This window comes from Micromonospora sp. TSRI0369, assembly GCF_001905625.1.
Lineage (GTDB): Bacteria > Actinomycetota > Actinomycetes > Mycobacteriales > Micromonosporaceae > Micromonospora > Micromonospora echinospora_A.
Map to the genome: position 1 here is coordinate 438,982 of NZ_LIVU01000004.1, position 26,713 is coordinate 465,694.

The following is a 26,713-nucleotide window of genomic DNA, read 5'->3' on the forward strand; positions in this document are numbered from 1 at the left end:
GACCGGATCACGCCTCGCCGGGTGTGAGCGGGGGCAGCATCTCCACGCCGAGCTGCTGGAGCACCTGGAACAGCTCGTTGACGCTCCACACGTCCACGATCCGGCCGTCGTCGTCGAAGCGCAGGAACGTCGCGCCCGAGTAGCTGACCACCCGGCCGGTCGGCGGCACCGGGCCGAACTGGCCCGCCTGGGTGCCGGCGGCCCGCCAGCGCACGGCCACCCGCGTGCCGGTCGCCACCACGTCAACGATCTTGTAGCGCAGGTCGGGGAACGACGCCCGCCGGTCCCGGTGCCAGGCCAGCATCGCCGCCGGTCCGGTGCCGCCCAGGCCCGGGCACTCCGCTGCCACCAGCTCGTACGCGCTCTCCTCGCGTCCGGCGTTCCACACGTCGGCGACGAAACGCCGGGCCGCCGTCTCCACATCGGTCACGGCGGGCAGCCTATGCCCCTTTGTGACGCGCTCGACCTGCCGGGAGCCGCCGGAGCGACCATGATGGGAGCGAAAAGCGAACTCGGAGGTGGGCGTGGGCGGCAGTGACGACGAGGTCCTGGACCGAACCGGCGGCAAGTACGTGGAACCGGGTGGCGAGTTCACCCGGGACCAGCGCTACATCGCCACCCGGATCACCGCCGACGGGCGGGACGGCTGGCCGGTGGAGCCGGGCCGGTACCGGCTCGCGGTCAGCCGGGCCTGCCCCTGGGCGAACCGGCTGATCATCGTGCGGCGGCTGCTCGGGCTGGAGGACGCCATCTCGATGGCGGTGGCCGGGCCCACCCACGACAAGCGCAGCTGGACGTTCGACCTGGACCCGGACGGCAAGGACCCGGTACTCGGCATCGAGCGGCTGGCCGACGCGTACTTCGCCCGCTTCCCCGGCTACGAGCGCGGCATCACCGTGCCGGCGCTCGTCGACGTGCCCACCGGGCAGGTGGTGACGAACGACTACGCGCAGATGAGCCTGGACCTGTCGACCGAGTGGACGGAGCACCACCGGCCGGGCGCGCCGGACCTCTACCCGGAACCGCTGCGCGCCGAGATCGACGAGGTGAACGCTGTCGTCTTCGCGGACGTCAACAACGGCGTCTACCGGTGCGGCTTCGCCGGCAGCCAGGAGGCGTACGACAAGGCGTACCACCGGCTGTTCGACCGGCTCGACTGGCTGAGCGAGCGGCTGGCCGGGCAGCGCTACCTGGTCGGCGACACGATCACCGAGGCGGACGTACGGCTGTTCACCACGCTCGTCCGCTTCGACCCGGTCTACCACGGGCACTTCAAGTGCAACAGGCAGAAGCTCAGCGAGATGCCGGTGCTGTGGGCGTACGCCCGGGACCTGTTCACCACGCCCGGGTTCGGCGACACCATCGACTTCGACCACATCAAGCGGCACTACTACGAGGTCCACCTGGACATCAACCCGACGGGGATCGTGCCGCTCGGCCCCGACCTGAGCAACTGGCTCACCCCGCACGGCCGGGAGAAGCTGGGCGGCCGCCCCTTCGGCGACGGCACCCCACCCCCGCCCCCCGCTCCGTCCGAGCGAGTAGACCCGTCCCACACCCCCCTGCGCTGACCCGCCCCTCCCGCCCCCGCCCTCTCTCGCCGCGTCGATCTTGCACTTCGCGCCCCAAACCTGGGCACTATGCCCCTTTCGTCGGGGCAGAAAGCGCAAGATCGACGGGGAGAGGGCGGGGAGGGAAGGGCGAGGGGCGGGGCGGGAGGGTTACAGGGCCAGGCGGACTGCGGCGGTCAGGACGAGCTGGGCCAGGGCCAGAGGGACCAGGACCAGCCAGCAGAGGCGCTGGAGCTGGTCCTCGCGCAGCCTCGGGTAGCTCACCCGCAGCCAGATGATCACGAAGGCGACGGCGAACACCTTCAGCAGCGTCCACAGCCAGCCGAGCTGCGCGTCGGCGAACGGACCCTGCCAGCCGCCGAGGAACAGCACAGTCGTCAGCGCCGCGATCACCACGATGCCGACGTACTCGGCGAGCAGGAAGAACGCGAACCGCAGGCCGGTGTACTCGGTCATGTAGCCGAAGACCAGCTCGGAGTCGGCCACCGGCATGTCGAACGGCGGGCGGCGGATCTCCGCCAGCCCCGCCACGAAGAAGATCACCATGGCCGGCGCCTGCCAGAGCAGCCACCACGGCTGCCAGGCCTCCACGATGCCGGACAGGCTGAGCGTGCCGGCCGCCATCGCCACCGAAGCGGCGGCCAGCACCAGCGGCAGCTCGTACCCGAGCAACTGGGCCGCGCCGCGCAGCCCGCCGAGCAGGCTGTACTTGTTGGCCGACGCCCACGCGGACATGAGCACGGCCAGCACCCCGACGCCCACCACTGCGAGCACGAAGAACAGGCCGATGTCCAACGGCTGGGCGACCAGGTCACCCGGCCCGAGCGGGATCACCAGCAGCACGAGCAGGTACGGCACCAGCGCCACCGCGGGCGCCAGCCGGAAGACCTGCCGGTCCGCGTCGCGCGGGGTGACGTCCTCCTTCTGCACGAACTTGATGCCGTCGGCCACCAGTTGCGCCCAGCCGTGAAAGCCACCCGCGTACATCGGGCCCAGCCGGCCCTGCATGTGCGCCATCACCTTGTGTTCGGCCTGGCCGACGATCAGCGGCAGCGTGAGGAACGCGACGAGCACGCCCGCCACGCGCAGGACCAGCTCCAACCAGTCCGGCATCAGCTCTCCCCCGCCGCGTCGGGGTCCGGCTGCTGACGGGGCGGACCGGTCGGAATTTCCCCTGGCAGCGGCCGACCGAGCGGACCCGCCTCATCGACCGCCGGAGCAGCAGCGGACCCGGCAGCGCCCTCAGCGGCCGAAGGACGGGCAGCACGCGCCGGACGCTCCCCCGGAGAGGGCCGCGCCGGGCGCTCCCGGGCCGGGCGGGCCGGCGTACCCCCACGGGGGCCCTCACCGGCGCCCGCCGCACCCGCCGGCGTGGGCGTCGTGCCCCACTCACCCGGCGCGGGCACGCCCGGCGGCCGGACCGGCCGACGGCCGCCGCCCGCCTCCGACTCGCCCGGCTCCTTGGCGCCGGGCCACGGCTTGGCGACGCGGGAGGCGAGGACGAACTCCTTGCGCAGCGGGTGCCCCTCGAACTCCGGCGGCAGCAGCAGCGGCCGCAGCTCGCCGTGGCCGGCGAAGTCGATGCCGAACATCTCGTGGGTCTCCCGCTCGTGCCAGGCCGCGCCGGGGAACAGGTCGACCACCGAGGCGACGACGGGCGCGTCGCGGGGGACCCGGGTGCGCAGCAGCAACCCGTGCCGGCCCCGGACCGACCAGAGGTGCAGCACCACGTCGAAGCCGTCGGCCAGCTCGTCCACCGCGGAGAGCCAGTCGAGGAAGTCGAAACCCAGCTCGGCGTCGTCGCGCACCGCACGCACCGCGTCCGCCCAGCTCGCCGGGGGTACGTCGACGGTGGCGCGCGCGTACCCCTGGCCGCCGGAGACCGACGCGGTGGCCGCCACGGGCGCGAGCAGCTCGACCACCCGCCGGCCGACCTCTTCCGGAGTCATGCGCTGATCCTATGGCCGACGGCTGCGGACCGGGTCGGGCCGCCCGTGCGGGATCGTCGCTTTGCCGGACGGGCGGCGGGAGCGCGCGGAAAGATGAGGTACGTGCTCGCTGTGACTGTGACCCCCGGTGTCCCGGACTCGCTGCGGCTGGTCGACGACTGGCCCGAGCCGGCGCCCGAGGAGGGCGCGATCCTGGTGGAGGCGCTGGCGGTGGGCGTCTGCGGCACCGATCACGAGATCGTCGCGGGCGAGTACGGCGAGGCGCCGCCGGGCCAGGAGCGGCTGGTGCTCGGGCACGAGTCGCTGGGCCGGGTGCTGGAGGACCCGACCGGCACGTTGCAGCCCGGCGACCTGGTGGCGGGCGTGGTCCGCCACCCCGACCCGGTGCCCTGCGCGAACTGCGCGGTGGACGAGTGGGACATGTGCCGCAACGGGCAGTACACCGAGCACGGCATCAAAGGGCTGCCCGGTTTCGCCCGGGAACGCTGGCGGCTGCAGCCCAAGTTCGCCGTCGGCCTGGACCCGGCTCTCGCGTCGGTGGGCATGCTGCTGGAGCCGGCCAGCGTGGTGGCGAAGGCGTGGGACCACATCGAGCGGATCGGGCTCCGCGCCGAGTGGAAGCCGAAGAGCGTGCTGATCACCGGAGCGGGGCCGATCGGCCTGCTCGCGGCGCTGCTCGGCAGCCAGCGTGAGCTGTCGGTGCACGTGCTGGACCGCAACACGACGGGGCCGAAGCCGGACCTGGTCCGGGCGCTGGGCGCCACGTACCACACGTCGTCGGTGACCGAGCTGGACGTGAAACCGGACGTGGTGATCGAGTGCACCGGCGCGCCGACGGTGGTGCTGGACGCCATGTGCAAGGCCGCGCCCACCGGGATCGTCTGCCTGACCGGCGTGTCCAGCGGCGGCCGGACCATCAACTTCGACGCCGGGGCGCTCAATCGGGAGCTGGTGCTGGAGAACAACGTGGTGTTCGGTTCGGTGAACGCCGGCCGGCGGCACTGGGACCTGGCCGCCGAGGCGCTCGCCCAGGCCGACCAGTCCTGGCTGACGTCGCTGATCACCCGCCGCGTACCGGTCTTGAACTACCGGGAGGCGTACGCCCGCACCGGCGAGGACATCAAGGCGGTGCTGGACTTCACGCAGTGAGGCGGGGCGCCGCCGCCGGCGCCCCGCGCCCTCAGATGCCGGGTAGCCGGCCGTTGCGGAACAGGTCCACGAAGAGCTGGTGGTCCTCGCGCGCCCGGATCCCGTACCGGTGGGCGAAGTCGACCAGGTAGTCGACGAACCCGTCCGGGTCGGCGTCGACGGCAGCGACTATCGCCTCCTCGGTGGAGTAGTCGACCAGGTCGTGGCTGGACTCGTCGTCGGCCACCGAGTGCATCCGGGCCACCGCGCGGCCCAGGTCGGCGAGCACGCCGCCCAGTTCCTCCGGCTCGTTCACGTCGGCCCAGTCGAGGTCCGCCGCGTACGGGGAGACCTCGGCGACGAGCTGGCCGACGCCGTCCAGCTCGGTGAAGCCCAGCCACGGGTCGGCGTGCGCCTGCAACGCGCGCTGCGACTCGGCGGTGCGGTGCCCCTGGTGCCGGAAGTACGACCGGACGCGCTCGTCGTCGACGTACCGCGCCACGGCCGGCACCTGCGCCTGCTTCATGTAGATGACGACGTCGTTCTCCAGCGCCTGGGTGTGCCCCTCCAGCAGCAGGTTGTACGACGGCAGCCCAGCCGAGCCGATGCCGACGCCCTTGCGCAGCACCACGTCCTTGATGCCGGTGGCCACCGGGCGCATCCGGGTGGTCGAGTCCGGCAGCGTGTGCAGGTAGTCGGCGAACGCGGCGCAGACCTTCTCCCGCGTGGCGTCGTCGATCTCGTGCACGCCGTCGCCGAGGGAGAACCGGCGCTCGTAGTTGTCGATGGTGGTCTGCGCGGCGAGCAGGTCCACCCGGGTGTTCAGCCGCGCCTGCTGGAGCACCCGGCGCAGCACGCCGTCGGCGTTGTCCAGCGTGATCGAGCCGATCGCGTCGTCCCCGCCGGCCGCGATGGCCCGCAGCTCGGCCAGGTACGACCCGGCGAAGCCGGTGACCATCTCGCCGATCACCCGGTCGGAGAGGGCCTTGGCGTAGCCGATCAGCGCCACGCTCGCCGCGAGGCGCTTCAGGTCCCAGGTGAACGGCCCGACGTACGCCTCGTCGAAGTCGTTGACGTTGAACACGAGCTGCCCGGAGGCGTTCATGTAGGTGCCGAAGTTCTCGGCGTGCAGGTCGCCGTGGATCCACACCCGGCTGGTCCGCTCGTCGAGGAACCGGTCGCTGCCGAAGTCGCCGCGCTGGTCGGCGTAGAACAGCGCCGCGCTGCCCCGGTAGAACGCGAACGGTGACGCGGCCATCTTGCGGAACTTACGGCGGAACGCCGCCGGGTCGATCGCCATGGACGCGCCGAACTCCTCGGTCAGCACGCCGATGATGAATGCGGAGCGCTTCTCCGCGAAGTCGGTCATGAGCCGCAGGCTAGACCGGCGGCGCCACCTGACGGCTCAGCCGAGCGGCGGACGTACCGGTGGCGCGGTCAGCGCCTCGACCGGCCGGGGGGTGACGTCCGCCGGGGAGGCGAGCGCGTCGGGGCGGGGCACGCCGCCGACGCCGGACTGCTCGGCGGCGATCTTCTCCTGGAGGCGCAGGATGCCGTGCAGCAGCGCCTCCGGGCGGGGCGGGCAGCCGGGCACGTAGACGTCGACCGGAATGAGCTGGTCGACGCCCTTTGTGACCGAGTAGGAGTCCCAGTACGGGCCGCCGCAGTTGGAGCAGGCGCCAAACGAGATCACGTACTTCGGCTCGGGCATCTGGTCGTAGAGCCGCTTGATGGCCGGGGCCATCTTGTCGGTGACGGTGCCGCTGACCACCATCAGGTCGGCCTGCCGGGGGCCGTGGGCGAACGGGATCACGCCGAGGCGCATGAAGTCGTGCCGGCCCATGCTGGTCGCGATGAACTCGATGGCGCAGCAGGCCAGGCCGAAGTTGAACACCCAGAGCGAGTAGCGGCGGCCCCAGTTCAGCACGAACCGGATCGGCTCGCCGAGCACGCCCGGCAGCTGCATCTCCGACCTCCCCGCTGTCCGTGAACCCCGAGCAGACAGTCAACCACAGCGTTCCGGTGTCGTACCCACGACAGGGAACCCGGGCAACTGTCCCCCGGGCCGGCGGGTGTCATCACTGTCGGGCGGACGGAACGACCGCCGCCCACCACGGGGATCACGGAGGACCTGTCATGACCACACGCACGGCACGAGTCGCCACCGCGCTGCTGGCCGGGGCGGCAGCCCTGTTCGCGCTGGCCACCCCCGCCGCCGCCACGAGCGGCACCGCGGCGGCACGGCTGACCGTCGACACCGGGCCGCTGGTGCTGACGCCCACCGACCGGGGGTACGTCGGCACGCTGACCGCGACGATCAGCAACCGGGGCCGGGCCGACGGCGTCGCCGACCTGCTCATCACCGAGCCGGCCGGCGCCTCGTTCATCGGCCTCGACGACGGCACGCCGTGGTTCACCGAGGACCTGGTGGACAACCGCCGGGTCATCAGCAGCTTCGGCGGCCGGGTCGCGGCGGGCGACAGCCGGGCCCTCCGGCTCAACTTCCAGGTCTGGACGACAGCGCGCGCCTACCCGATGATCGCGCCGGGCGGCTCGATCGCGGTGGTGCCGGGCGGCGGCACCCGGGTGGCGGACCGCGACTCCTTCCCGACCGTGTTCCGGTCGGCCTCGGGCAGCGTCCGCGCGCCGCGCGTCTACCGGCAGGCCACCGAGACGGACCTGACCGTCAGCGGTGGTGACGCGACGCTGACCCGCCAGGCCGACGGAAGCCTGCTGGGCCGGATGCCGGTGACCGTGCGCTACGGCAACGACGCGCCGTCGTTCCGGCTCGCCGCGCGGGCGGTCCTGCCCGCCGGGGTCGAGGTGTGGAGCACCGACCCGCAGGACCTGCCCAGCTTCCCGGACTCGTTCGACGTCCCGGGCGGCCGGTTCGTGCCCGGCGAGGAGCGCACGTTCGACGTCGTCCTGCGCGCCACGGCCGGAACGCCGGCCGGCGCGCTGGGCAGCGGCGCGTTCACCGTCGAGGCCCGCTACGTGAACGAGCCGGTCGGGGACGTCGACCCGGCGGACAACACCACGACGTTCAGCATCAGCGCGGCCGGCTGAGGCACCGCACGGCGCGGCCCGCCCGGAGACCGTGCGGGCCGCGTCCACGTCACCAGGCAGGGCGTTGGAGCAACCCGACGAACTCGGCGAGCAGCCGCTCCCGCAGCCGGGCCGGCGCGGCGTCGAGCAGCGTGTTGACCACCGCCATCCGGTCCGGCGCGCCGGCGCCGCCGGCCAGGCCGAGCCCGTCGGCCAGCCCGGCCACCAGGTCCGGGGTGAGCGCCTCCGGGGTGAGGCTGCCGGCCAGCGCCAGCAGCTCCGGCGGCAGCACGACCGGCCCGGCGGCGCGGGCCGCCGCGACCGCCTCGGCCAGCGCCGGGCCGAACTCGGCCACCCGGGGCGCCACCGCCGCGGTCACCGTGAGGTGCACGCTGGCCGGCAGATCGGCGTACGTGAGCTGGGGCTGGGTGTGCCAGCCACGCGCGGTCAGCTCGTCGACCAGCACGAACAGGTCGAGCCCGGGATCGTCGCTGGTGAAGCAGACGACAGTGGTCTCCGGCTCGGCCATCAGCCGCAACCCGGGGGTGGCCCGGATCGCGTCGGCGAGCCCGGCGACCGCGTCCCGGGTCGCGGCGGCCAGCCGCAGGTAGCCGTCCTCGCCGAGGTGGCGCAGCGTGGCGTACGCGGCGGCGATCGGCCCACCGGAGCGGGTCGAGGCGATCACCGGGTTGACCATCGTGTACCCGGGCCAGTCGGCGTACGCGAAGAACTGCGGGGCGCGCAGCGCCGGATCGCGGTGCAGCAGCACCGAGACGCCCTTCGGCGCGTACGCGTACTTGTGCAGGTCCACCGAGATCGAGGTGACCCCCGGTACGGCGAAGTCGAACGGCGGCACCGGCGCGCCGAGCCGGCGCAGCCAGGGCAGCGTCCAGCCGCCGAAGCAGGCGTCTACGTGGCAGCGCACCCCGGCCGCCTCGGCGACGGCGGCGATCTCCGCGACCGGGTCGACCACCCCGTGCGCGTACGACGGGGCGGACGCGACCACCAGCACGGTCTCCGGGCGGATCGCGGCGGCCACCGCTGCCACGTCCGGCCGCAGCGTCACCGGGTCGACGGGCACCGTGTCGAGCGTGACCCGCAGGTAGTGCGCCGCCTTGGCGAACGCGGCGTGCGCGCTGGCCGGCGCCACGATCCGTGGCTCGGTCAGGTCGGGGCGGGCGTCCCGGGCCGCCTTGACGGCGAGCAGCAGCGACTCGGTGCCGCCACTGGTGACGCTGCCGACGACGTCCGGCGCGCCGGTGCCGGGACCGCCGCCGAGCAGCCGGGCGGCGGCGCCGACGAGCGCGTTCTCCATCGCCAGCAGCGACGGGAACGCGGTCGGGTCGAGGCCGTTGACGTGCGCGCTCTGCGCGTACGCGGCCTGCGCCAGCTCGTCCAGACCGGCCACGCCGGGGTCGTAGACGTACGCGAACAGCCGCCCGCCGTGCGTCGGCCGGTCGGCGTCCCGCAGCGCGCGGATCTCGCCGAGTACGTCCGCCGCGGGCATCCCCTGTGCGGGCAGCGCGCCGGCGCCTGCCGTGTCGGTCATCGGGTGGTTCCTCTCGTGGACGGGTCCGGTGCTCACGCCCGCGCGGCCGGTGCGGCACCCTCGGGTGCCCCGGCCTCCGGCGCGATGGCGAGCTGGGCCGGGGGCAGGGTGTAGCCGCGCAGCAGCACCAGCGGGATCGCCACCAGCAGCGCGGGCAGCACGGTGAAGCCGAGCAGCACGCCGAGACGTGCCGTGTCGGACTGGGCGGCGGCGGTACCGGTGGACGAGGAGACGTAACCGGAGAGCTGGAGCACCAGCCCGTAGATGCCCGGCCCGAGTGCCAGCCCGAACGTCTCCCCGGCGGTCCACAGCCCGGTGAACACCCCGGCCTGCCGCCGCCCGGTGCGCACGGTGTCGTACGCGATGCAGTCCGGCAGCATGGCCAGCGCGAAGACCTGCTGGCCCGCGTACCCGACGCCGATCACCGCGACCACCGCGTAGGCCGCGGCGGCGGGCAGAGCGGGCGCGGCGACCAGGGCCAGCGCGCCCACCGCGAAGATCACCGACGCGGCGACCAGCGACGTCCGCTTGCCCAGCCGGGCGCCGGCCCGCGACCACAGCGGCATGACCAGCAGCGCGGGCGCGACGAAGCAGGCGAACAGCAGCGTGGGGCCGCTGTCCGGCTCGCGCAGCACCTGGCCGGCGAAGTACTTCACCCCGGCCAGCACGGTGGCCACCCCGGCGGACTGGATCACGAAGCAGATCAGCAGCACCCGGAACGGCCGGTTGCGGGTGGCCACAGCGAGCTGGGCGCGCAGGCTCGGCTCGCTCTCCCCCACCGTCCCCGACGGCGCGGACCGGGTGCCGAGGAAGACGCCGACCGTGCCGGCGACGATGAGCGCGGCGACGAACAGGCCCATCCACCGGTGACCGGGCACGCCGTCGCCGCCGGCGGTCACCACCGCCGGGGCCACCGCGCCGGAGACCAGGATGGCCAGCGCCAGCACCGCGATCCGCCAGGTCATCATCCGGGTACGCTCCGCCGGGTCGGCGGTCAGCTCGGCCGGCATGGCCACGTACGGCACCTGGAAGAACGCGAACGCGGTGGCGGTGGCCAGGAACGCCAGCGCCACGTACGCGGCCGCGCCCGGACCGCTCGCGAACGGCGCGGCGAAGATAGACGCGAACAGCACCGCGAGCGCCAGCCCGCCGACGAGCAGGTACGGCCGGCGGGCGCCCCAGCGGGAGCGGGTCCGGTCGGAGATCCGCCCGGCGACCGGGTTGACCAGCACGTCCCACGCCTTCGGCAGCAGCACCAGCAGCGCGGCCAGCCCGGCGGCGACGCCGAGCGTGTCGGTGAGGTACGGCAGCAGGAGCAGCCCGGGTACGGTGCCGAACGCGCCGGTGACCAGGGAACCCAGCGCGTATCCGAGGTGCACCCGGCGGGGCAGGCCCGAAGCTGTCATGGAGCCGAATGCTACTCACGTTATGGCCCGCGTCACATCCCCTCGTCCGGCGACCACGACGCCGCCGCGAGGTCCACCCGGTCCCCGCGCAGCGGGCACCCCTCGGCGAGCAGCCGCTCCCGGGCCTTGCGCTCGTGACCCGGCGGCAGCCGGCCCGCCGAGTTCACCACCCGGTGCCAGGGCACGCCGCCCCCGTGCCGCGCCATGATCGAGCCGACCAGCCGCGGCGACGCCCGCCCCGAACGGTCGGCGAGCGCGTCGGCCACCGCCCCGTACGACATCGCGCGCCCCGGCGGGATCCGCTCGACAAGTGCCAGCACAGCCTCGACGTACTCGTCAGGTGTCACGAGCTGCCACGATATGGGAACGCGCCGCGGCGTCACAGACCGCAGCGCGCAGAATGGTCGGGTGCGTGAAGCAGTCACATCGGCCCGCCGGATCGTCGTCAAGATCGGTTCGTCCTCGCTGACCACCGCGACCGGCGGCCTGGACGACGCCCGGGTCGACGCGCTCGTCGACACGCTCGGCGAGCTGGCCGCCGCCGGACGCGAGGTGGTGCTGGTCTCCTCCGGCGCGATCGCCGCCGGGCTCGCCCCGCTGCGGCTGCCCCGGCGCCCGCGCGACCTGGCCACCCAGCAGGCCGCCGCCAGCGTCGGTCAGGGCCTGCTGATCGGGCGGTACGCGGCCGCGTTCGCCCGGCACGGCCGCACCGTCGGGCAGGTCCTGCTCACCGTGGACGACGTGACCCGGCGCGCGCACTACCGCAACGCGTACCGGACGCTGCGCAAACTGCTCGACCTGCAGGCCGTGCCGATCGTCAACGAGAACGACACGGTGGCCACCGAGGAGATCCGGTTCGGCGACAACGACCGCCTCGCCGCGCTCGTCGCCGCGCTCGTCGACGCCGACCTGCTGGTGCTGCTCTCCGACGTCGACGCGCTCTGGACCGGCAACCCGGCCCGCCCCGGCAGCACCCGCATCACCGAGGTGCACGGCGAGGGCGACCTCGCGGGCGTGGACATCGGCGGGGCCGGCCGGGCCGGGGTGGGCACCGGCGGCATGGTGACGAAGGTCGAGGCGGCCCGGATCGCCACCGGCTTCGGCATCCCGGTGGTGCTCACCGCCGCGCCGCTGGCCGGGCCGGCACTTGCCGGCGAGCCGGTCGGCACGTACTTCCACCCGAGCAGCCGCCGTCCCGCCGCGCGCCTGTTCTGGCTCGCGCACGCCACCGCGCCCCGGGGCCGCCTGCATCTCGACCCGGGCGCGGTGCAGGCGGTGGTCGGCCGCCGCAAGTCGCTGCTGCCCGCCGGCATCACCGCCGTCGACGGCGCGTTCACCGCCGGGGACCCGGTCGACCTGGTCGACACCGCGGGCGCGCCGGTGGCCCGAGGGCTGGTCAACTACGACGCGGTGGAGCTGCCCGGCCTGCTCGGCCGCTCCACCTCCGAACTCGCCGCGGCGCTCGGCCCGGCGTACGAACGTGAGGTCGTCCACCGCGACGACCTGGTCCTGCTGTAAGCAAGGGCCCCTTATTAACACCCGTCTGTTAATAAGGGGCCCCTCCTTAAAACACCTCCGAAGGAGTACGCACGATGAGCGTCGTCGAGCAGGCCCGGCGAGCCCGGGACGCGGCGGAAGCCCTGGCCACTGCCACCCGTACCGTCAAGGACGCCGCGCTGCACGCGATGGCCGACGCGCTCGTGGCGCGTACCCCCGAGGTTCTGACGGCGAACGCGGCGGACCTGGCGGCCGGGCGCGACGCCGGGCTGTCCGCGGCCGTGCTGGACCGGCTCGCGCTCGACGAGGGCCGGATGGCCGCCATCGCCGACGCGCTGCGCCAGATGGCCGCGCTGCCCGACCCGGTCGGCGAGGTGGTACGCGGCTCGACGCTGCCCAACGGCCTGGAGCTGCGCCAGATCCGGGTGCCGTTCGGGGTCGTCGGCATCGTCTACGAGGGCCGGCCGAACGTGACTGTCGACGCCGCCGGGATCTGCCTGAAGTCCGGCAACGCGGCGCTGCTGCGCGGCTCCTCGTCGGCCGCGCACTCCAACGCGGCGCTGGTGGAGGTGCTGCGCGACGCGGTCGCCGGAGCCGGGCTGCCGGCCGACGCGGTGCAGCTGCTCGACTCCAGCACCCGCGACTCGGTCAAGGAGCTGATGCGCGCCCGCGGCCTGGTCGATGTGCTGATCCCGCGCGGCGGCGCGTCGCTGATCCGCGCGGTGGTCGAGGAGTCGACAGTGCCGGTGATCGAGACCGGGGTGGGCAACTGCCACGTGTACGTCGATGCCGCCGCCGACCTCGGTAAGGCGCTGGCCGTCACGCTGAACGCCAAGACCCAGCGCCTGTCCACCTGCAACACCGCCGAGTCGCTGCTGGTGCACCGCGACGTCGCGGACGCCTTCCTGCCGGCGGTGCTCGCCTCGTTCGCCGACGCCGGGGTGACAGTGCACGGCACGCCCGAGGTGGCCGCCCACTCCGACACCGTGGTGCCGGCCACCGAGGAGGACTTCGGCACCGAGTACCTCTCCGCCGACATCTCCGTCGCCGTGGTCGACTCGCTCGACGCGGCGGTCGCGCACATCCGCCGGTACGGCACCGGGCACACCGAGGCGATCGTCACCGACTCGCAGCGCGCGGCCCGGGAGTTCGTGGCCCGGGTGGACTCCGCTGCGGTCATGGTCAACGCGTCGACCCGGTTCACCGACGGCGGCGAGTTCGGGTTCGGCGCAGAGATCGGCATCTCGACGCAGAAGCTGCACGCGCGCGGCCCGATGGGTCTGCCGGAGCTGACCAGCACCAAGTACGTGGTGACCGGGGACGGTCACCTGCGCTGATCAGCTGGCTTCTGATGCCGCCACCTCGCCGAACTGGCCAGAGCCGCCGCCAGCTCGGGGAAGTGGCGGCACCCCAGCGCCTCCGATAGCACCACCTCCCCGAACTAGCCAGCCCGCCGCCAGCCCGGCGAAGTGGCACCCCAACGCCTCCGATAGCGCCACCTCCCCGAACTGGCCAGGCCCGCCGCCAGCTCGGCGAAGTGGTGCCATCCCAGGACCTCCGATAGCACCACCTCCCCGAACTGCCCAGAGCCCCCGCCAGCTCGGGGAAGTGGTGCCATCCCAGCGCCTCCGATAGCGTCACCTCCCCGAACTGGCCAGCCCGCCGCCAGCTCGGGGAAGTGGCGCCATCCCAACGCCTCCGATACCGCCACCTCCCCGAACTGGCCAGGCCCGCCGGCAGCTCGGGGAAGTGGTGCCATCCCAGCGCCTCCGATAGCACCACTTCCCCGAACTAGTCAGAGCGCCGGCAGCTCGGGGAAGTGGTGCCATCCCAGGACCTCCGATACCGCCACCTCCCCGAACTGGTGCTGGTCATCGGCTGGCGGGGCTAAGCGAGCTGGAGTGGATCACCGTCTGCCGGTGTGGCGGGGTCGACCGGCGGGGTGGTGCCGGGCTGCGGCAGCGCCGGGGCCGTGGGCACCGATGGTGGCATGACCAGCGGAGGCAACCCCCGGGACACCGGGGCGGCCGGTGGCACCGCAACCGCCGGAGGTAGACCGGGCAGCACCGGGCCGGGCGCCAGGTCCGGCACCGGCTGCGCAGCAGGCCCCTTGCTCTCGTCGGGGAGCAGATCGGGCGTGACGACCCAGGCGGACCACGAACCCGGCCCGCCGTCCGGATCGGCCGAGATCACAGGGCCGGCCGACGGATCAGGCTCCTCCACTGAACCAGACGCGGCATCCGACCCGACGTCCGGACGGAACCACGTGTGAGAACCGAGACCCTGGGTCGGAAACAAGTCCGGCCCCGCCGACAGCGCGGGCGCGATCCCCGGTCCGGCCGACGGGTCAGTGCCGAGACCGGACGGCAGGTCAGAGCCGAAGCCCGCCGAAGGCTCGGGGCCGCCACCGGACGAAGGCTCGGGGCCCCGGCGGGACGACGGGTCGGGATCGAGACTCGCCGATGCGGGGAGCCGGCGCTGGCGCGGGGCCGGCACCGCAGGCGGCGGGGGCAGTTCGGCGGGCCGCGGCGCCACGAACGGCGCGCCGGACACCGGGGCTTCGGGCGCGTTCGGCCGGCACGCACGGATCGCCCGCAGCGTGGTGTGCACGTCGAACTGGTGCCCGTCGTCGCTGTCCCAGCCGCCGTCGCTGCGCTGGGTCTCGGCGAGCCGCCTGCGCGCGGAGACCAGCAGCCACTGCTCCTCGCCCACGTCGACCCGGCGCAGCGTGGCGGCGAGCCAGGCCACGTCGGCCGGGGACATCTGCGGGATCCGGTCGGCCAGCACCGCCTGGATGCGCGCCGACTCGTAGTACATCTGCTGGCGGTGCAGCACCGCGGCGGCGAGCCAGCCGGCGGGCAGGAAGGACGGCCAGCTCCCGTCCGGCGCGAGCTGGGCGGCGAGCGCCTGGGCCGCGGCCTGCACCACACCGGCGTACGCGCCGCCGACCCGGTGGTCCAGCGGCCCGGCGGCCCGGGCGTCCAGCCCGGCCACCGTCAGCCAGAATCCGGCGTTGGCGGTCTGGTAGAGCCGGGCCTCCGGATCGCCGGGGGTGGCCCATTCGGGGGCGAGCCCGGCCAGTGACGGGTCCTCGTCCCAGCCGCCGTCGGGCAGTTGCCGGGCGGCGAGCCAGTCCAGCGCGTGCCGGGCCGCCGGCCGGCCGAGCGCGCCGAGGTCGTCCAGCTCGGCCAGGCGGAAGCAGGTCGCGTCGATCGAGGCGACTTCACCGTCGAGCACGGCGGGCCAGCCGCCGCCGGGCGCCTGCCCGGACTCGGCGGCGTCGAGCAGGCCGGGCGGCACCGGAGCGCCGGTGCGCAGCCGGGAGAGACGGGCGCGGTCCACCGCGTCTCCGTGTGCGACGACGAATCCGATCGCCGCGTCCAAGTCCACCACGGCCCTGACGGTACTGGCGCGGCCGCGGTTACGCCTCGGTAGCTCGGTCAGGGCCGGTACCGCCCACCGGTCGCCGAGGACATCCACCTGCGGGTCGGGCGACAAGGCGTTTGTCCACGCCACGGGGCACGGAAAGCACGATGGGCCCGCCCGGGGAACCGGGCAGGCCCATCGACGCGACTCAGTACGACGGCAGGGACGGGTCGATCTGCTTGACCCAGGAGAGCACACCGCCCTGGACGTGCACGGCGTCGGTGAAGCCGGCCGCCTTCAGCGCGGCGAGCGCCTCGGCCGAGCGGACGCCGGACTTGCAGTGCAGCACGATCTGCCGGTCCTGCGGGAACTTCGCCAGCGCCTCGCCGGAGAGGATCTCGCCCTTGGGGATGAGCGTCGCGCCGGGGATGCGGACGATCTCGTACTCGGCGGGCTCGCGCACGTCGACGAGGAAGATGTCCTTGCCGGAGTCCTGCCAGTCCTTCAGCTCCAGCGCGGTGATGGTCGAGTCGACCACCGCCTCCTGCGCCTCGTCGGAGACCGCGCCGCAGAAGTCCTCGTAGTCCTCCATGAGGTCGGTGAGGGTCGCGTTCTCGCCGCAGAGCACGCAGTTCGGGTCCTTGCGGACCTTGATCTTGCGGTAGCTCATCTCCAGGGCGTCGTAGACCATCAGCCGGCCGACCAGCGGCTCACCGATGCCGGCGAGCAGCTTGATCGCCTCGTTGACCTGGATCGACCCGATGGACGCGCAGAGCACGCCGAGCACGCCGCCCTCGGCGCAGGAGGGGACCATGCCGGGCGGCGGGGGCTCCGGGTAGAGGCAGCGGTAGCAGGGGCCGTGCTCGGCCCAGAACACCGACGCCTGGCCGTCGAAGCGGTAGATCGAACCCCAGACGTACGGCTTGCCGAGCAGCACCGCGGCGTCGTTGACCATGTACCGGGTGGCGAAGTTGTCGGTGCCGTCCACGATCAGGTCGTACCGGGAGAAGATGTCCCGGACGTTCTCCCGGTCCAGCGCGGTGTTGTGGATCTCCACGTTGACCAGCGGGTTGATCTCGCGGATCGACGCGGCGGCGGACTCGGCCTTGGAGCGGCCCACGTCGGAGACGCCGTGGATGACCTGGCGCTGGAGGTTCGACTCGTCGACGGTGTCGAAGTCGATGATGCCGAGCGTGCCGACACCGGCCGCGGCGAGGTACAGCAGGGCCGGCGAGCCGAGGCCGCCGGCGCCGACACAGAGCACCCGGGCGTTCTTCAGCCGCTTCTGCCCCTCCACCCCGACGTCCGGGATGATCAGGTGGCGCGAGTAGCGGCGGATCTCGTCTACGGTCAGCTCGGCGGCGGGTTCGACGAGCGGGGGCAACGACACGGTGGACTCCCCGGGATCGGCGGTGTGACCGCGCCATTGTCGCTCGCCCGGACGGGGATCGGCCATGATGAGGGACACTCGGCCCGAACTGCGGGACCGGGAATAACTCAGACGCCGTCGGTGGGCTCGCCGGAGTACCGCCTTCCGTCGACGTACGGCCAGGCGTTCGGCAGGCAGCCGTCCAGGCCGTACGTCTGCTGCTGCATCACCGGGGCGGGCGCGCCGGGCGCGGGGCAGGCCTGGTGCAGCTCACCGAACTCGTGCCCGACCTCGTGGTTGATCACGTATGTCCGGTAGACCTCCAGCGGGGCGCCGTAGTCGGGCACCGCCGTCATCCACCGGGCCAGGTTGAGCACGACCCGGCCGGGCAGCCGGCAGGAGGTGTACCGGTCGGTGCGCAGGCCGCCCTCGGCGCACATCCGCTCGGAGGTGACCGGGGTGGCGAGGTAGACGGTGAAGTCGGCGGCGGCCGCCTCGGGCACCCGCTGCACCCGCAGTTCCCCCGACGCGATCCAGCTGCGCGGGTCGCCGAGCACCGCGTCCACGGTGGCGGCAAACCGGTCGGCGTCCTGCCCCGTACCGTGCTCGACCTCGACCCGGTAGCGGCTCAGCGGCCCGTCGTGTCCGCGTACCGGGGATCGGCTCTGGGCCACGGCGAACGTGCCAGGGCCGGCGGTGGGGTAGCCGGTCGGCGGCGCGGCCGGGACGTCGGCCTCGGCGGCGCCGCGGGCGAGCGACGGCTGGGCCGCGAGCGACGTCCCGCCGGGCCCGGGGGCGTTCAGGCGGGTGATGCCGACCGCTCCGCTGCCGGCGGCCAGCAGCATCGCCAGCAGCAGCACCGAACGGCGGCGACGGCGTCGCATGCGGCGCAGGGTGGGACGCTCGGCCGGGTGACGTGGCGGCGGTCGGCGGCGCGGCTCGGCAGGCATGTCGTAAGGGGACGACGAGGTCATGACACCAGCGTGCCATGCAATTCGGGCATTTAGCTGCTTTTGCCGCCTATGCCGCGAATCTTCTTCACAACCGAGGTGATCACAGGCTCGGCCCGGCGTACCGCTTCCCGCCCACGTAGGGCCAGGGGTTCGGGTGGCAGCCGTTGAGGAAGAGCGTCTGCTGCTGCATCACCGGCGCGGCCCGCCCCGCCCTCGGACACCCCTCGTGACGGTGCCCGAGCTGGTGGCCCACCTCGTGATTGATCACGTAGAGCCGGTAGTCGTCGAGCGTCATCCCGGCGGCGACCAGATGCGGCGCGGACGTCCGCCACCGGTCCAGGTTGATCACCACCTTGCCCGGCACCCGGCAGGAGGTGTACGGCACGCCGCCCACGCGGATGTCGATCCCGCCCGCGCCGCACAACCGCCGCGCGGTCTCCCGGGTCGCCAGGTAGATCGTGAAGTCGTACCCGCTGCCCGGCCCGACCTGCCGCAACCGCAGCCGGCCCCCGTCCACCCAGCTCCCCGGGCCCGCCAGGGCCCGCCGCACCGCCTCGCCGAAGTCGTGGGCCTGCTCACCCGAGCCGTTCTCGACCGCCACCCGGTACCGGTGAAGCGGCCCGGAGCGGCCCAGCACGCCGCCGGTCCGGTCGTCGTAGCCGAAGCTGCCCCGCCCCTTCGCCGGCCCCGGGTCGGAGAGCGTCAGCACCGGCGGCACCGGGGAACTGGGCGTCACCGGAGGCGGTGGGGCGACGCTCGGCGCCGACGACGGCGCCCTCGTCAGCGCCGGAGGCTGGGCGACGAACCCGTCGGTGACGCGCGTCCCCGCCCCCGCCGACGGCAGTTGCAGCGCCGCGCCGACGCCGACCGCGGCGACGGCGAGGAAGGCGCACACCACGAGGGCCGAGCGCCAGGCAGGACGAGCGGCGGCCCGGGACCGGGCGGTGCGGGGAGGGCGTGAGCTGGGCATCCGGCTCAGCCTGCCATGTCGCGCCCCGTTCCGCTCTCCCCCGCACCGGCGTCCGGCGACGACGGCGTCTCGCCGAGCAGTCCCAGCACCGCACGCGCCACCGTCCGCGGGACCTCCAGCTGCGCCACGTGCCCGACGCCGTCGAGCATCAGCAACCGGCTGTCCGGGATCACGCGGGCCGCCTGCGGCGCCACTCGGACGTCGACCAGGCGGTCCTGCCGTCCGCCCACCACCAGCGCCGGCGCCCGCACCGCCGCCGCCTGCCGCCAGAGCGCGCCCTCCCCCGGCAGGTACGAGCGCAGGAAACTGCCGACCAGGCCCCGGAAGGTACGCACGTACGCGGCGGCATAGTGCGCGGCCTCGTACCGGACCCGGATCTCGTCGATCGCCTCCTGCCGGCGCTGCTCGCTGATCCGGGTCAGGTCCGCCACGCACGCCTCCATCACCTGCTGCGCCGTCACCTCGGGGGTGAACTGGGCCAGCCGCCAGGCGGCCAGCCGCTCGCCCCGGGGGATCGCCAGCAGCGGAAGCATCCGCCCCTGCAACGAACGCCGGAAGTCCAGGAACGGCAGGGCCGGCGAGATCAGGGTGAGCGTGCGGACCAGGTCCGGGCGCAGCGCCGCCACCCGGACCGAGATCGCGCCGCCGAGCGAGTTGCCGAACAGGTGCACCGGCCCCCGGTCGGTGTGCTCGATCCAGCGGATCACCCGCTCGGCGAAGGCCGGGATGGTGTAGCGCGGTCCGGGCTCGCTGCGCCCGAAGCCGGGCAGGTCGATCGCCTGGCCGTCGAGCCGGCCGGCGAGCAGGCCGGCCAGGTCGGTCCAGTTCTGCGCTGACCCGCCGAGGCCGTGCACGTAGAGCGCCGGTTCCGCGCCGGGCCCGGTCGCAGGGGTCTCCCGGACGTGCACGAGCGTGCCGTCGATCCGGACGTGCCGGCCGGGCCAGGGCGGCGGGACCTCGTGCGCGGGAAGGCTGTGCTCCGGCCAGAGTGCGGCGCGTTTCATGTCTCCAGTTTCCCCGCCCGCGCCGTACCGCACACCGTTCAGGTGAGCAGCGCCTCCAGCCGCCGGTTCACCGCCGCCAGCGTGGCCCGCACCACCGCCTGCCGGGGATCCCCGGCGACCAGGGCCGAACCGGCCAGTTGCTCCACCCAGCCGTCGCAGACCAGCAGCACGACCACGGTCGCCACCTCGCAGTTGCCGAACGGCACCACGGCGGCGTGCTCCACGAAGCACCGGCCGTGCTCGCCGGCCGGGACACCCCGGCCGAGCAGCTCGTCCACCGCGGCGGCCGCGGCCACGGCGCACAGCCGCAGCACGTACCCGTCGACGGCCGGCCCGGTCGCGTGGCCCTCGGCCGTCCGGTCGCCCGCGACCAGGCGGACCTCCGTGGTGGCGTCCAGGCCGAACGTGCTCACCAGGACGTGCTCGATCACCACCCGGGGGCCCGGCGCGCCACCGGTGTCGAGCGGTCGCGACGGCGCGGTCTCCGTCGTGGTCATCTGCCCGCCGGAGTACGAGGTGCCGAGCGTCACCGGGCTGCCGGTGGACATGCCGGTCGGCGCGGCGGCCAGCGACGTCTCGTCGACAGCGGCCCGGCCCCGGTGGGTGGCCTGCCGGCGGCGGCGCGGCGGCTCGTCGCCGTCGGCCGGGGCGTCGGCCGGACGCGCGGCGCGGTCCGTCCCGCCGAACCGCCCCTCACCGGAGCGGTTCGCGGCCGGGCGCACCACACCGGTACGCGCCGGCGTCTCGTCCCCGGCCGGTCCGGGCTCGTCACCGTTGCGGGGCGCGGGCGCTGCCGTCCGCGTCTCGTCCGGCAGGGCGCGGGCGTGAATCGGCCCGGGCGACCGGCCCTCGCCCGCGCGTGCCTCACCGGCGCGGTCCAGTCGGGCCGACCGGCGGCGCAGTTGGGCCGGCGGCGGCGCGACCGGCGCGCCGGGCAGGTTCTGCGGCGCCGCGGCCAGGCCCATCCGTTCCTGGAGCAGCCGGGCCACCAGGCGGCTGACCTCGGCCGGGTCCGCGCCGTCGGCCAGGTCGAGCCGGAGGCTGTGGGCGCCGGCCGGGGTACGGCGCAGCGCGGCGTCGCGTACGCCGGCCACCTCGCGGACCGCGTCCAGGATCGCGTTGACGTCGAAGCCCTCCGGACGCTCACGCAGCGGCGCGGGCTCGTCGTCCCGGCGCAGGTGGGTGGCGATGCGGGCGAGTTCGGGGGTCTCGGCGGACGGTTCCACTGCCGGCGGCTCCGGCACGACTGGCACGTCGGGCTCGGCGGGGACGCGCTGCGGCAGCACCACGGGGGCCGGCTCCTCCGGTCGGGGCTCGGCGGCCGCGTCGGCGGCCGGTACCGGTTCCGGCGCGGACCGGCGGGCTGCGTAGGGAGGCGCGCTCGCCGGCTGGGGCGCGGAGGTGCGGTCGGCGTGCGCCGCGCCGCTCGCGGCGGGGACGCCGGAGATCGGCCCGGCCGGCACGCCGGAGGTGGGCTGGGCCGGGACACCGGAGATCGGCCGGGCCGGAACCCCTGAGGTGGGCTGGGCCGGGACGCCCGAGATCGGCCGGGCGGGGGCGGCCGGCGGCTGCCGGGGCCCGTCGGCGGGCTCGCCGGTGGCCCGGGTCGCGGGGTTGGCCACGGGGGCGGCGGTGGGCGGCGGCCCGGCGGGTGCGGCGGGGTACCCGGGGAACGTCGGGGTGTACCCGCCGGCCGGCGCGGGTGGCGCGCTCGCCGGCTCGGGACCGGCGCCCGGGTTCACCGGCGTGACAGGCACCGGCGGTCCGGCCCACGAGGGTCGCTCGTACCCCTGCTGCGGCTCGGCGTCACCCCGGGCCAGCCGGAACGGCCGGGTCGCCTCCCGCGCCTGCTCCGGACCGGCGCCCGGCTCGTGCTGACGCCCCGGCTCGGACTCGTACGGGCGCGGCGGCTCCGGCGCGTACGGCCGGGTCGGTTCCGGTCCGGCGGCCGGCTCGGCGCGCAGCGGCTCGTACGGCCGTACCGGCTCGGGCCGGGGCGGCTCGTAGCCGGACGGCGGCTCGACGCGGGCCGGCATGTACGGCCGCACCGGCTCGGGCGCCCACTCGGCCGCGCGCTCGTCGCGGGCCGCACGGTCGTCCCAGCCCGCGCGGTCGTCGTGGCCCGCACGGTCGTCCCAGCTGGCGCGGTCGTCATGGCCCGCGCGGCGGCCGGTGGTGTCGTCCTCCCGCTCGCGCCGGTCGGCGGGCTCGGCGGCCCGGCGCGCCGGTGGCTCGTCGGTGCGGGCCCACGGCGGAGCCCAGCCGTCGCCCCAGCTCGGGCGGTTCCAGGACGGTCCGGACCAGTCCGGTTCGCCGGCGCCCGGGTCGTCCGCGACCGGCTCCCGGGAGTCGGCGGCGGCCCGGGGCTCGGCGGGGCTCGGCGGCCCGTCCGATGGGCGGACGTCGCCCGCTGGCTGCGCAGAACGGCCGGCCGCGTCGGTGGACGGCTCGGCCGGTGGCCGGTCGGCCCAGCCACGGGAGAGCGACGGGGTGGACTCGGTGTTCGGCGCGTGGAAACCCGGTGGCACCTCGAAGCCGGAGGCGGCGGCGCCGACCGGCGGTACCTGCAGGGCCGGCGGCGCGGAGGTGGGACCGCTCTCGGCCCAGCGCGGCGCGGCGGCCGGGTCGTCGACGGCATGCCGGGACCCGGCGGCGTCCGCCGGGCTGACCTGCTGCTCGACCGCGGGCGCCGGTCGCGGGGCCGGCACGGCCAGCCGCTCGCCGTCGCTCTGCCGGGGCGGCTCGTCCGCTGGCGGGGCACTGACCGGCGCCTGGCGGGTCACGCGCGGCTCCTCCCCGGCGTGATGCACGCCGTTGACGTGGCGGCCGTTCACCGGGCTCGGCTCCGGTTGGCCGGGTAGCGGAGCCGGCAGGTCACCGTGCCGAGGCGAGGAGGCGGCCCAGCCGCCGAGATCGCCGTAGGGCCAGCCGCCGGGCGCCGGAGCGCCACGGGACCAGCCGTTCGGCGGGGGCGCCCAACCGCCGCCGGTACGGGCTGGTTCGTCCTGCCGGCCCGTCCCGTCGCCGTGCTCTCCCGGGGTGGCGGCTCCGGGTTGCCCTGTTTCACTCACCGCGCGCTCCTTGGTCGCCCCCGCTGAGGCTACCGTGTGGTGACAGTGGCGATAAGTTACAGCGGCGGGCCAATTCCGCGACGGGTTCACGAACCCGCACCGGTTCGGGTGATACGTGCCGGCTCGTACGCAGATACTCGGAGGATCCCATGACCGCAGTGGGGAACGGTGCACAGACCGCCGGCCGGCCCACCCGCCTGCCCCGCTCGGCGCGCCGTAAGCAGCTGCTCGCCGCTGCTCAGGAGGTGTTCGTCGCGCAGGGCTACCACGCCGCCGCGATGGACGACATCGCTGAGCGGGCCGGGGTCTCCAAGCCGGTGCTCTACCAACACTTCCCGGGGAAGATGGAGCTGTACCTGGCGCTGTTGGACACGCACTGTGACGCGATAGTGGCCAAGGTGCAGGACGCGATGAGCGGCACCAACGACAACAAGGAGCGGGTGAGCGCCGCGGTCCGCGCGTACTTCGACTTCGTCGACCACGAGAGCGAGGCGTTCCGGCTGGTCTTCGAGTCCGACCTGCGCAACGACCCGGCGGTGCGGCAACGGGTGGAGCGGGTCGAGCAGGGCTGCATCGCGGCCATCACCGACACGATCATCTCGGACACCGGGGTCAGCCGGTCGCACGCCGAGCTGCTCGCCTCGGGCCTGGTCGGCGCCGCCGAGACGGCCGCCCAGTTCTGGCTCGCCGGCGGCCGGCAGGTGCCCAAGGCGGAGGCCGAGGCGCTGGTCGCGGCCCTGTCCTGGCGTGGCATCGCCAGCTTCCCGCTGCAAGGCGAGTCAGCCTGAACATCGGGCCGCCGGATCGGATAGCCTTCCCACGGTGGCTTTTTCGCCCCAGTTGAGGAGGCACAGTGGAGGTCAAGATCGGCGTGCAGTACGCGCCGCGGGAGCTGGTCCTGGAGAGCGCGCAGTCGCCGGCCGAGATCGAGCAGATCGTGACCGACGCCTTTGCCAGGAGCGAGGGCACGCTCTCCCTGACCGACGAGAAGGGCCGGCGGGTCATCGTGCCGGTCGGCAAGGTCGCCTACGTCGAGATCGCCGAGGCCTCGCCTCGCGCGGTCGGGTTCACCGTTCGCTGATTTCCCGCGGCACCGGCCGCCGTGGCGGGCCTCCCGCCACGGCGGCTCAGTTGTTCAGCCCGACGGCCGTCATCCGCGCGGTGTGCGCCTCGGTCAGCCGGCGCAGCAGCCCCGGCACGTCCCCGCCGGTCCGGCCGATCAACGCGCCGAGCGCGCCCCGGTCGGCGGCGGCGACCCGTCCGGCCTGGGAGAGCGCCTCACCCAGCAGCCGCCGGGCCCACATGGAGAGCCGGCCGGCGGCCCGTGGATCGGCCTCGATCGCGGCCCGGATCTCGGCCGCGGCGAACTCGGCGTACCGGGAGTCGTGCAGCACGTCGAGCAGCAGCGCGCGCTCCGGCCCGGCCAGCCCGCCGGCGATCCCGCGCAGGAAGTCGTCGGTGATCGCGTCACCCACGTACGCCTTCGTCACCGCCTCCGCCCAGTCCCGCGGCTCGGTCGAGTCGTGGTACGCCCGCAGCGCCTCGACGTAGGGGGCCATCGCCTCCTCCGGGGTGACGCCCCACCCGGCGAGGCGGTCGGTCAGCCAGCGGTAGTGCGCGATCTCCGCGGCGGCCATCTCGCTGAGCGCGGCGCGGCGGCCCAGGTCGGGCGCGAGGCGGGCGTCGGCGGCGAGGCGGTCGAAGGCGAGCAGTTCGCCGTACGCGACGAGCCCGAACAGGCCGGTCGCGGCGGGATCGGGGGCGGTGGGACCGGCGACGGCAGAGCCGGTCGCGGCGGGGTCGGGGGCGGCCACGAGCGCAGGCTACCGGCGCCAGAGCTGTGACTCAAGTCACATCGAGCCGCCCCGCGTGCACGGCCACCACCTGGGAATCGGGACGGCTCAGGGGCCGTTCAGGTAGGATGAGACAGTTGCCGTGGGCACCGATTCGGTCAGCTTCGCTGATCAAGGCCGGTCCCCGACGCGCGTGCGGCCCGGTCCGGCTCGGCGATACGCCCCCGACCGCGTGGCCCGCGCCACACACCGAACGCGCCCTGAGGACATGAGGGGCGCACCACGAGAGGGCACCCCCACATCCACATGAGCGAGCAGATTTCCGGCCAGCCACTGGCCCCCACCGCTCCGGTCCCCCCGGAGGCACCCACGTTCGCCGCGCTCGGCGCACGGCAGGAAACCGTCGAGGCGCTCGCCGCCGCCGGCATCACCCGCGCCTTCGCCATCCAGGAGTACGCGCTGCCGATCGCGCTGCGCGGCGTCGACCTGATCGGGCAGGCCCCGACCGGCACCGGCAAGACGCTCGGCTTCGGCATCCCGCTGCTGGAGCGGGTGTTCGCCCCGTCCGAGGGCAGCGACGGCGTCCCGCAGGCGCTCGTCGTCGTACCCACCCGCGAGCTGGGCATCCAGGTCGCCAAGGACCTCGACGCCGCCGGCCGCACCCGGGGCGTCCGGGTGCTGCCGATCTACGGCGGCGTGGCGTACGAGCCGCAGATCGAGGCGCTGCGCAAGGGCGTCGAGATCCTGGTCGGCACTCCCGGCCGCCTGATGGACCTGCAGAAGCAGAAGCACCTGCGGCTCGACCGGGTCCGTGCGCTGGTCCTCGACGAGGCCGACCGCATGCTCGACCTGGGCTTCCTGGACGACGTCGAGAAGATCCTGGCGATGCTGCCGGAGGACCGGCAGACCATGCTGTTCTCGGCCACCATGCCGGACCCGATCGTCGCGCTGTCGCGGCGGTTCCTGCGCCGGCCGGTGACGATCCACGCCGGGCACACCGCCGAGACCGGCCCGTCCCCGCAGACCACGCAGCTCGCCTACCGCACGCACTCGCTGAACAAGGTCGAGATCGTGGCGCGCATCCTCCAGGCGGAGGGCCGCGGCCTGACCATGATCTTCACCCGCACCAAGCGGGCCGCCGACCGGGTCGCCGAGGATCTCGACTTCCGTGGCTTCGCCGTGGCCGCCGTGCACGGCGACCTGGGCCAGGGCGCGCGGGAGCGGGCGCTGCGGGCGTTCCGGGCCGGCAAGATCGACACGTTGGTCGCCACCGACGTGGCGGCCCGGGGCATCGACGTCACGGGCGTCACCCACGTGATCAACTACGACTGCCCCGAGGACCAGGACACCTACACCCACCGCATCGGCCGTACCGGCCGGGCCGGGGCCACCGGTGTCGCTGTGACGTTCGTCGACTGGGACGACATGCCCCGCTGGCGGATCATCGACAAGACGCTCGGGCTGGACATGCCGGAGCCGCCGGAGACGTACCACACCTCCGCGCACCTCTACACCGACCTGGCCATCCCGACGGACGTCAGCGCCACGCTGCCGACCGCCGAGCGCACCCGTGCCGGTCTGTCCGCCGAGGTCGAGGAGGACCTGGGCGGCGGTGGCCGGGCACGCCGGGGCGCGCGGCGCGGCGACAGCCGGGGCCGCGAGCGCGGTGACCGTGACCGCGGTGACCGTGGTGACCGCGGTCGGAGCCGCGCGAGCGAGGGCGGGGACGCGCCCGCCGGGCAGCCCGAGGCCGAGGGCGGAGACGGCGACGCGACCCGTACGCCGCGTCGGCGGCGGCGTCGCCGGGCCGGCGAGGCGGTGGCCGGCGAGCCGACCGCGGTGATCAGCACCGAGGGCGCGGCCGAGGCCGCCGCACCGGCGACCGGGGAGGGCGAGGCGTCCACCAAGCCGCGTCGCCGTCGTCGCCGCCGTGGCGGCAGCGCCGGCGCGCCCGCCGAGGCCAGCAACGCCGACTGACCCACACCGACGGAAACGGCCTCCCGGACCACGGTCCCGGAGGCCGTACCCGTCCCACGACCGCC

General features: G+C 74.5%; 22 protein-coding genes and 1 pseudogene. 8 read left to right on the forward strand and 15 right to left on the reverse strand.

Annotation, left to right across the window (positions count from 1 at the left end):
- Positions 1-7 precede the first annotated feature (7 nt).
- Complete coding sequence (locus AMK25_RS15030) at positions 8-430, reverse strand: ester cyclase (protein ID WP_073828977.1); 423 nt, start codon at positions 428-430, stop codon at positions 8-10.
- Between the two features lie 94 nt (positions 431-524).
- Here AMK25_RS15030 and AMK25_RS15035 point away from each other — a divergent pair, with 94 nt between their 5' ends.
- Positions 525-1,571 carry a glutathione S-transferase family protein gene (locus AMK25_RS15035; protein WP_443189912.1) on the forward strand — a complete coding sequence of 349 codons (1,047 nt, stop codon included), beginning with the start codon at positions 525-527 and terminating at the stop codon, positions 1,569-1,571.
- A 150-nt stretch (positions 1,572-1,721) separates the two neighbouring features.
- Here the strand turns inward: AMK25_RS15035 and nuoH are convergent, their stop codons facing one another.
- Both nuoH and AMK25_RS15045 read right to left on the reverse strand, forming a co-directional pair.
- Positions 1,722-2,684 (reverse strand): NADH-quinone oxidoreductase subunit NuoH, encoded by a 963-nt coding sequence (nuoH, locus tag AMK25_RS15040; protein ID WP_064446633.1) that lies wholly within the window; start codon positions 2,682-2,684, stop codon positions 1,722-1,724.
- Positions 2,684-3,520, reverse strand: coding sequence for an NADH-quinone oxidoreductase subunit C (locus tag AMK25_RS15045; RefSeq protein ID WP_073828979.1), 837 nt, complete (start codon positions 3,518-3,520; stop codon positions 2,684-2,686). Before AMK25_RS15045 ends, nuoH begins: the two co-directional genes overlap by 1 nt.
- Before the next feature lie 102 nt (positions 3,521-3,622).
- On the opposite strand from AMK25_RS15045, the gene AMK25_RS15050 reads away from it, so the two are divergent.
- Positions 3,623-4,669: a glucose 1-dehydrogenase gene (locus AMK25_RS15050; RefSeq protein WP_198937547.1), complete on the forward strand. Its 1,047-nt coding sequence runs from the start codon at positions 3,623-3,625 to the stop codon at positions 4,667-4,669.
- Between the two features lie 31 nt (positions 4,670-4,700).
- Here the strand turns inward: AMK25_RS15050 and AMK25_RS15055 are convergent, their stop codons facing one another.
- Both AMK25_RS15055 and AMK25_RS15060 read right to left on the reverse strand, forming a co-directional pair.
- Positions 4,701-6,017 (reverse strand): DUF2252 domain-containing protein, encoded by a 1,317-nt coding sequence (locus AMK25_RS15055; protein ID WP_073828981.1) that lies wholly within the window; start codon positions 6,015-6,017, stop codon positions 4,701-4,703.
- A 36-nt stretch (positions 6,018-6,053) separates the two neighbouring features.
- Positions 6,054-6,614 carry an NADH-quinone oxidoreductase subunit B gene (locus AMK25_RS15060; protein ID WP_073828982.1) on the reverse strand — a complete coding sequence of 187 codons (561 nt, stop codon included), beginning with the start codon at positions 6,612-6,614 and terminating at the stop codon, positions 6,054-6,056.
- 170 nt (positions 6,615-6,784) lie between these two features.
- On the opposite strand from AMK25_RS15060, the gene AMK25_RS15065 reads away from it, so the two are divergent.
- On the forward strand, positions 6,785-7,714 hold the full coding sequence (locus AMK25_RS15065) for a hypothetical protein (RefSeq protein ID WP_073828983.1): 930 nt from the start codon (positions 6,785-6,787) through the stop codon (positions 7,712-7,714).
- 49 nt (positions 7,715-7,763) lie between these two features.
- Here the strand turns inward: AMK25_RS15065 and AMK25_RS15070 are convergent, their stop codons facing one another.
- Genes AMK25_RS15070 through AMK25_RS15080 form a run of 3 tightly spaced genes read right to left on the reverse strand, consistent with a single transcriptional unit; the run spans position 7,764 to position 10,995 of the window.
- Positions 7,764-9,242: a pyridoxal phosphate-dependent decarboxylase family protein gene (locus tag AMK25_RS15070; RefSeq protein WP_073828984.1), complete on the reverse strand. Its 1,479-nt coding sequence runs from the start codon at positions 9,240-9,242 to the stop codon at positions 7,764-7,766.
- 32 nt (positions 9,243-9,274) lie between these two features.
- Positions 9,275-10,648: an MFS transporter gene (locus tag AMK25_RS15075; RefSeq protein ID WP_073828985.1), complete on the reverse strand. Its 1,374-nt coding sequence runs from the start codon at positions 10,646-10,648 to the stop codon at positions 9,275-9,277.
- Between the two features lie 32 nt (positions 10,649-10,680).
- The gene (locus tag AMK25_RS15080; RefSeq protein ID WP_073828986.1) at positions 10,681-10,995 is read right to left on the reverse strand and encodes an MGMT family protein; all 315 of its coding nucleotides are present in this window, start codon (positions 10,993-10,995) and stop codon (positions 10,681-10,683) included.
- A gap of 13 nt (positions 10,996-11,008) precedes the next feature.
- Between AMK25_RS15080 and proB the strand changes: the two genes are divergently transcribed.
- Both proB and AMK25_RS15090 read left to right on the forward strand, forming a co-directional pair.
- Entirely contained in the window at positions 11,009-12,166 is a 1,158-nt protein-coding gene (gene proB, locus AMK25_RS15085; RefSeq protein ID WP_052165740.1) for a glutamate 5-kinase, read from the forward strand.
- A 74-nt stretch (positions 12,167-12,240) separates the two neighbouring features.
- On the forward strand, positions 12,241-13,482 hold the full coding sequence (locus AMK25_RS15090) for a glutamate-5-semialdehyde dehydrogenase (protein WP_073828987.1): 1,242 nt from the start codon (positions 12,241-12,243) through the stop codon (positions 13,480-13,482).
- Between the two features lie 1,237 nt (positions 13,483-14,719).
- Here the strand turns inward: AMK25_RS15090 and AMK25_RS33080 are convergent.
- The 6 genes and pseudogenes from AMK25_RS33080 to AMK25_RS15120 all read right to left on the reverse strand — a co-directional run.
- Positions 14,720-15,589 (reverse strand): annotated as a pseudogene (locus tag AMK25_RS33080) (hypothetical protein); the annotation flags it as partial.
- Between the two features lie 130 nt (positions 15,590-15,719).
- Positions 15,720-16,967, reverse strand: coding sequence for an adenylyltransferase/sulfurtransferase MoeZ (gene moeZ, locus AMK25_RS15100; protein WP_192900125.1), 1,248 nt, complete (start codon positions 16,965-16,967; stop codon positions 15,720-15,722).
- A gap of 41 nt (positions 16,968-17,008) precedes the next feature.
- Complete coding sequence (locus tag AMK25_RS15105) at positions 17,009-17,854, reverse strand: DUF3152 domain-containing protein (protein ID WP_073828989.1); 846 nt, start codon at positions 17,852-17,854, stop codon at positions 17,009-17,011.
- Between the two features lie 79 nt (positions 17,855-17,933).
- On the reverse strand, positions 17,934-18,803 hold the full coding sequence (locus tag AMK25_RS15110; protein WP_073828990.1) for a DUF3152 domain-containing protein: 870 nt from the start codon (positions 18,801-18,803) through the stop codon (positions 17,934-17,936).
- A gap of 5 nt (positions 18,804-18,808) precedes the next feature.
- Positions 18,809-19,807 carry an alpha/beta fold hydrolase gene (locus AMK25_RS15115; protein ID WP_073828991.1) on the reverse strand — a complete coding sequence of 333 codons (999 nt, stop codon included), beginning with the start codon at positions 19,805-19,807 and terminating at the stop codon, positions 18,809-18,811.
- A 38-nt stretch (positions 19,808-19,845) separates the two neighbouring features.
- Positions 19,846-22,878: a hypothetical protein gene (locus AMK25_RS15120; RefSeq protein WP_073828992.1), complete on the reverse strand. Its 3,033-nt coding sequence runs from the start codon at positions 22,876-22,878 to the stop codon at positions 19,846-19,848.
- 149 nt (positions 22,879-23,027) lie between these two features.
- On the opposite strand from AMK25_RS15120, the gene AMK25_RS15125 reads away from it, so the two are divergent.
- Both AMK25_RS15125 and AMK25_RS15130 read left to right on the forward strand, forming a co-directional pair.
- Positions 23,028-23,666 (forward strand): TetR/AcrR family transcriptional regulator, encoded by a 639-nt coding sequence (locus tag AMK25_RS15125; protein WP_073828993.1) that lies wholly within the window; start codon positions 23,028-23,030, stop codon positions 23,664-23,666.
- Positions 23,667-23,731: 65 nt separating this feature from the next.
- Entirely contained in the window at positions 23,732-23,959 is a 228-nt protein-coding gene (locus AMK25_RS15130) for a DUF3107 domain-containing protein (protein WP_030502928.1), read from the forward strand.
- A 46-nt stretch (positions 23,960-24,005) separates the two neighbouring features.
- Here AMK25_RS15130 and AMK25_RS15135 read toward each other — a convergent pair whose 3' ends face one another.
- Complete coding sequence (locus tag AMK25_RS15135) at positions 24,006-24,692, reverse strand: ferritin-like fold-containing protein (protein WP_073828994.1); 687 nt, start codon at positions 24,690-24,692, stop codon at positions 24,006-24,008.
- Between the two features lie 285 nt (positions 24,693-24,977).
- Here AMK25_RS15135 and AMK25_RS15140 point away from each other — a divergent pair, with 285 nt between their 5' ends.
- A complete protein-coding gene (locus tag AMK25_RS15140; protein WP_073828995.1) occupies positions 24,978-26,648 on the forward strand; it encodes a DEAD/DEAH box helicase in 1,671 nt (556 codons plus the stop codon).
- Positions 26,649-26,713 lie beyond the last annotated feature (65 nt).

Excerpts from the sequence above, each read along its gene's own strand:
- nuoH (WP_064446633.1), bottom strand. The coding sequence starts at position 2,684 with ATGCCGGACTGGTTGGAGCTGGTCCTGCGCGTGGCGGGCGTGCTCGTC.
- AMK25_RS15045 (WP_073828979.1), bottom strand. The coding sequence starts at position 3,520 with ATGACTCCGGAAGAGGTCGGCCGGCGGGTGGTCGAGCTGCTCGCGCCC.
- AMK25_RS15055 (WP_073828981.1), bottom strand. The coding sequence starts at position 6,017 with ATGACCGACTTCGCGGAGAAGCGCTCCGCATTCATCATCGGCGTGCTG.
- AMK25_RS15060 (WP_073828982.1), bottom strand. The coding sequence starts at position 6,614 with ATGCAGCTGCCGGGCGTGCTCGGCGAGCCGATCCGGTTCGTGCTGAAC.
- AMK25_RS15065 (WP_073828983.1), top strand. The coding sequence starts at position 6,785 with ATGACCACACGCACGGCACGAGTCGCCACCGCGCTGCTGGCCGGGGCG.
- AMK25_RS15070 (WP_073828984.1), bottom strand. The coding sequence starts at position 9,242 with ATGACCGACACGGCAGGCGCCGGCGCGCTGCCCGCACAGGGGATGCCC.
- AMK25_RS15075 (WP_073828985.1), bottom strand. The coding sequence starts at position 10,648 with ATGACAGCTTCGGGCCTGCCCCGCCGGGTGCACCTCGGATACGCGCTG.
- proB (WP_052165740.1), top strand. The coding sequence starts at position 11,009 with ATGGGAACGCGCCGCGGCGTCACAGACCGCAGCGCGCAGAATGGTCGG.
- AMK25_RS15090 (WP_073828987.1), top strand. The coding sequence starts at position 12,241 with ATGAGCGTCGTCGAGCAGGCCCGGCGAGCCCGGGACGCGGCGGAAGCC.
- moeZ (WP_192900125.1), bottom strand. The coding sequence starts at position 16,967 with ATGGCCGATCCCCGTCCGGGCGAGCGACAATGGCGCGGTCACACCGCC.
- AMK25_RS15105 (WP_073828989.1), bottom strand. The coding sequence starts at position 17,854 with ATGACCTCGTCGTCCCCTTACGACATGCCTGCCGAGCCGCGCCGCCGA.
- AMK25_RS15110 (WP_073828990.1), bottom strand. The coding sequence starts at position 18,803 with ATGCCCAGCTCACGCCCTCCCCGCACCGCCCGGTCCCGGGCCGCCGCT.
- AMK25_RS15115 (WP_073828991.1), bottom strand. The coding sequence starts at position 19,807 with ATGAAACGCGCCGCACTCTGGCCGGAGCACAGCCTTCCCGCGCACGAG.
- AMK25_RS15125 (WP_073828993.1), top strand. The coding sequence starts at position 23,028 with ATGACCGCAGTGGGGAACGGTGCACAGACCGCCGGCCGGCCCACCCGC.
- AMK25_RS15140 (WP_073828995.1), top strand. The coding sequence starts at position 24,978 with ATGAGCGAGCAGATTTCCGGCCAGCCACTGGCCCCCACCGCTCCGGTC.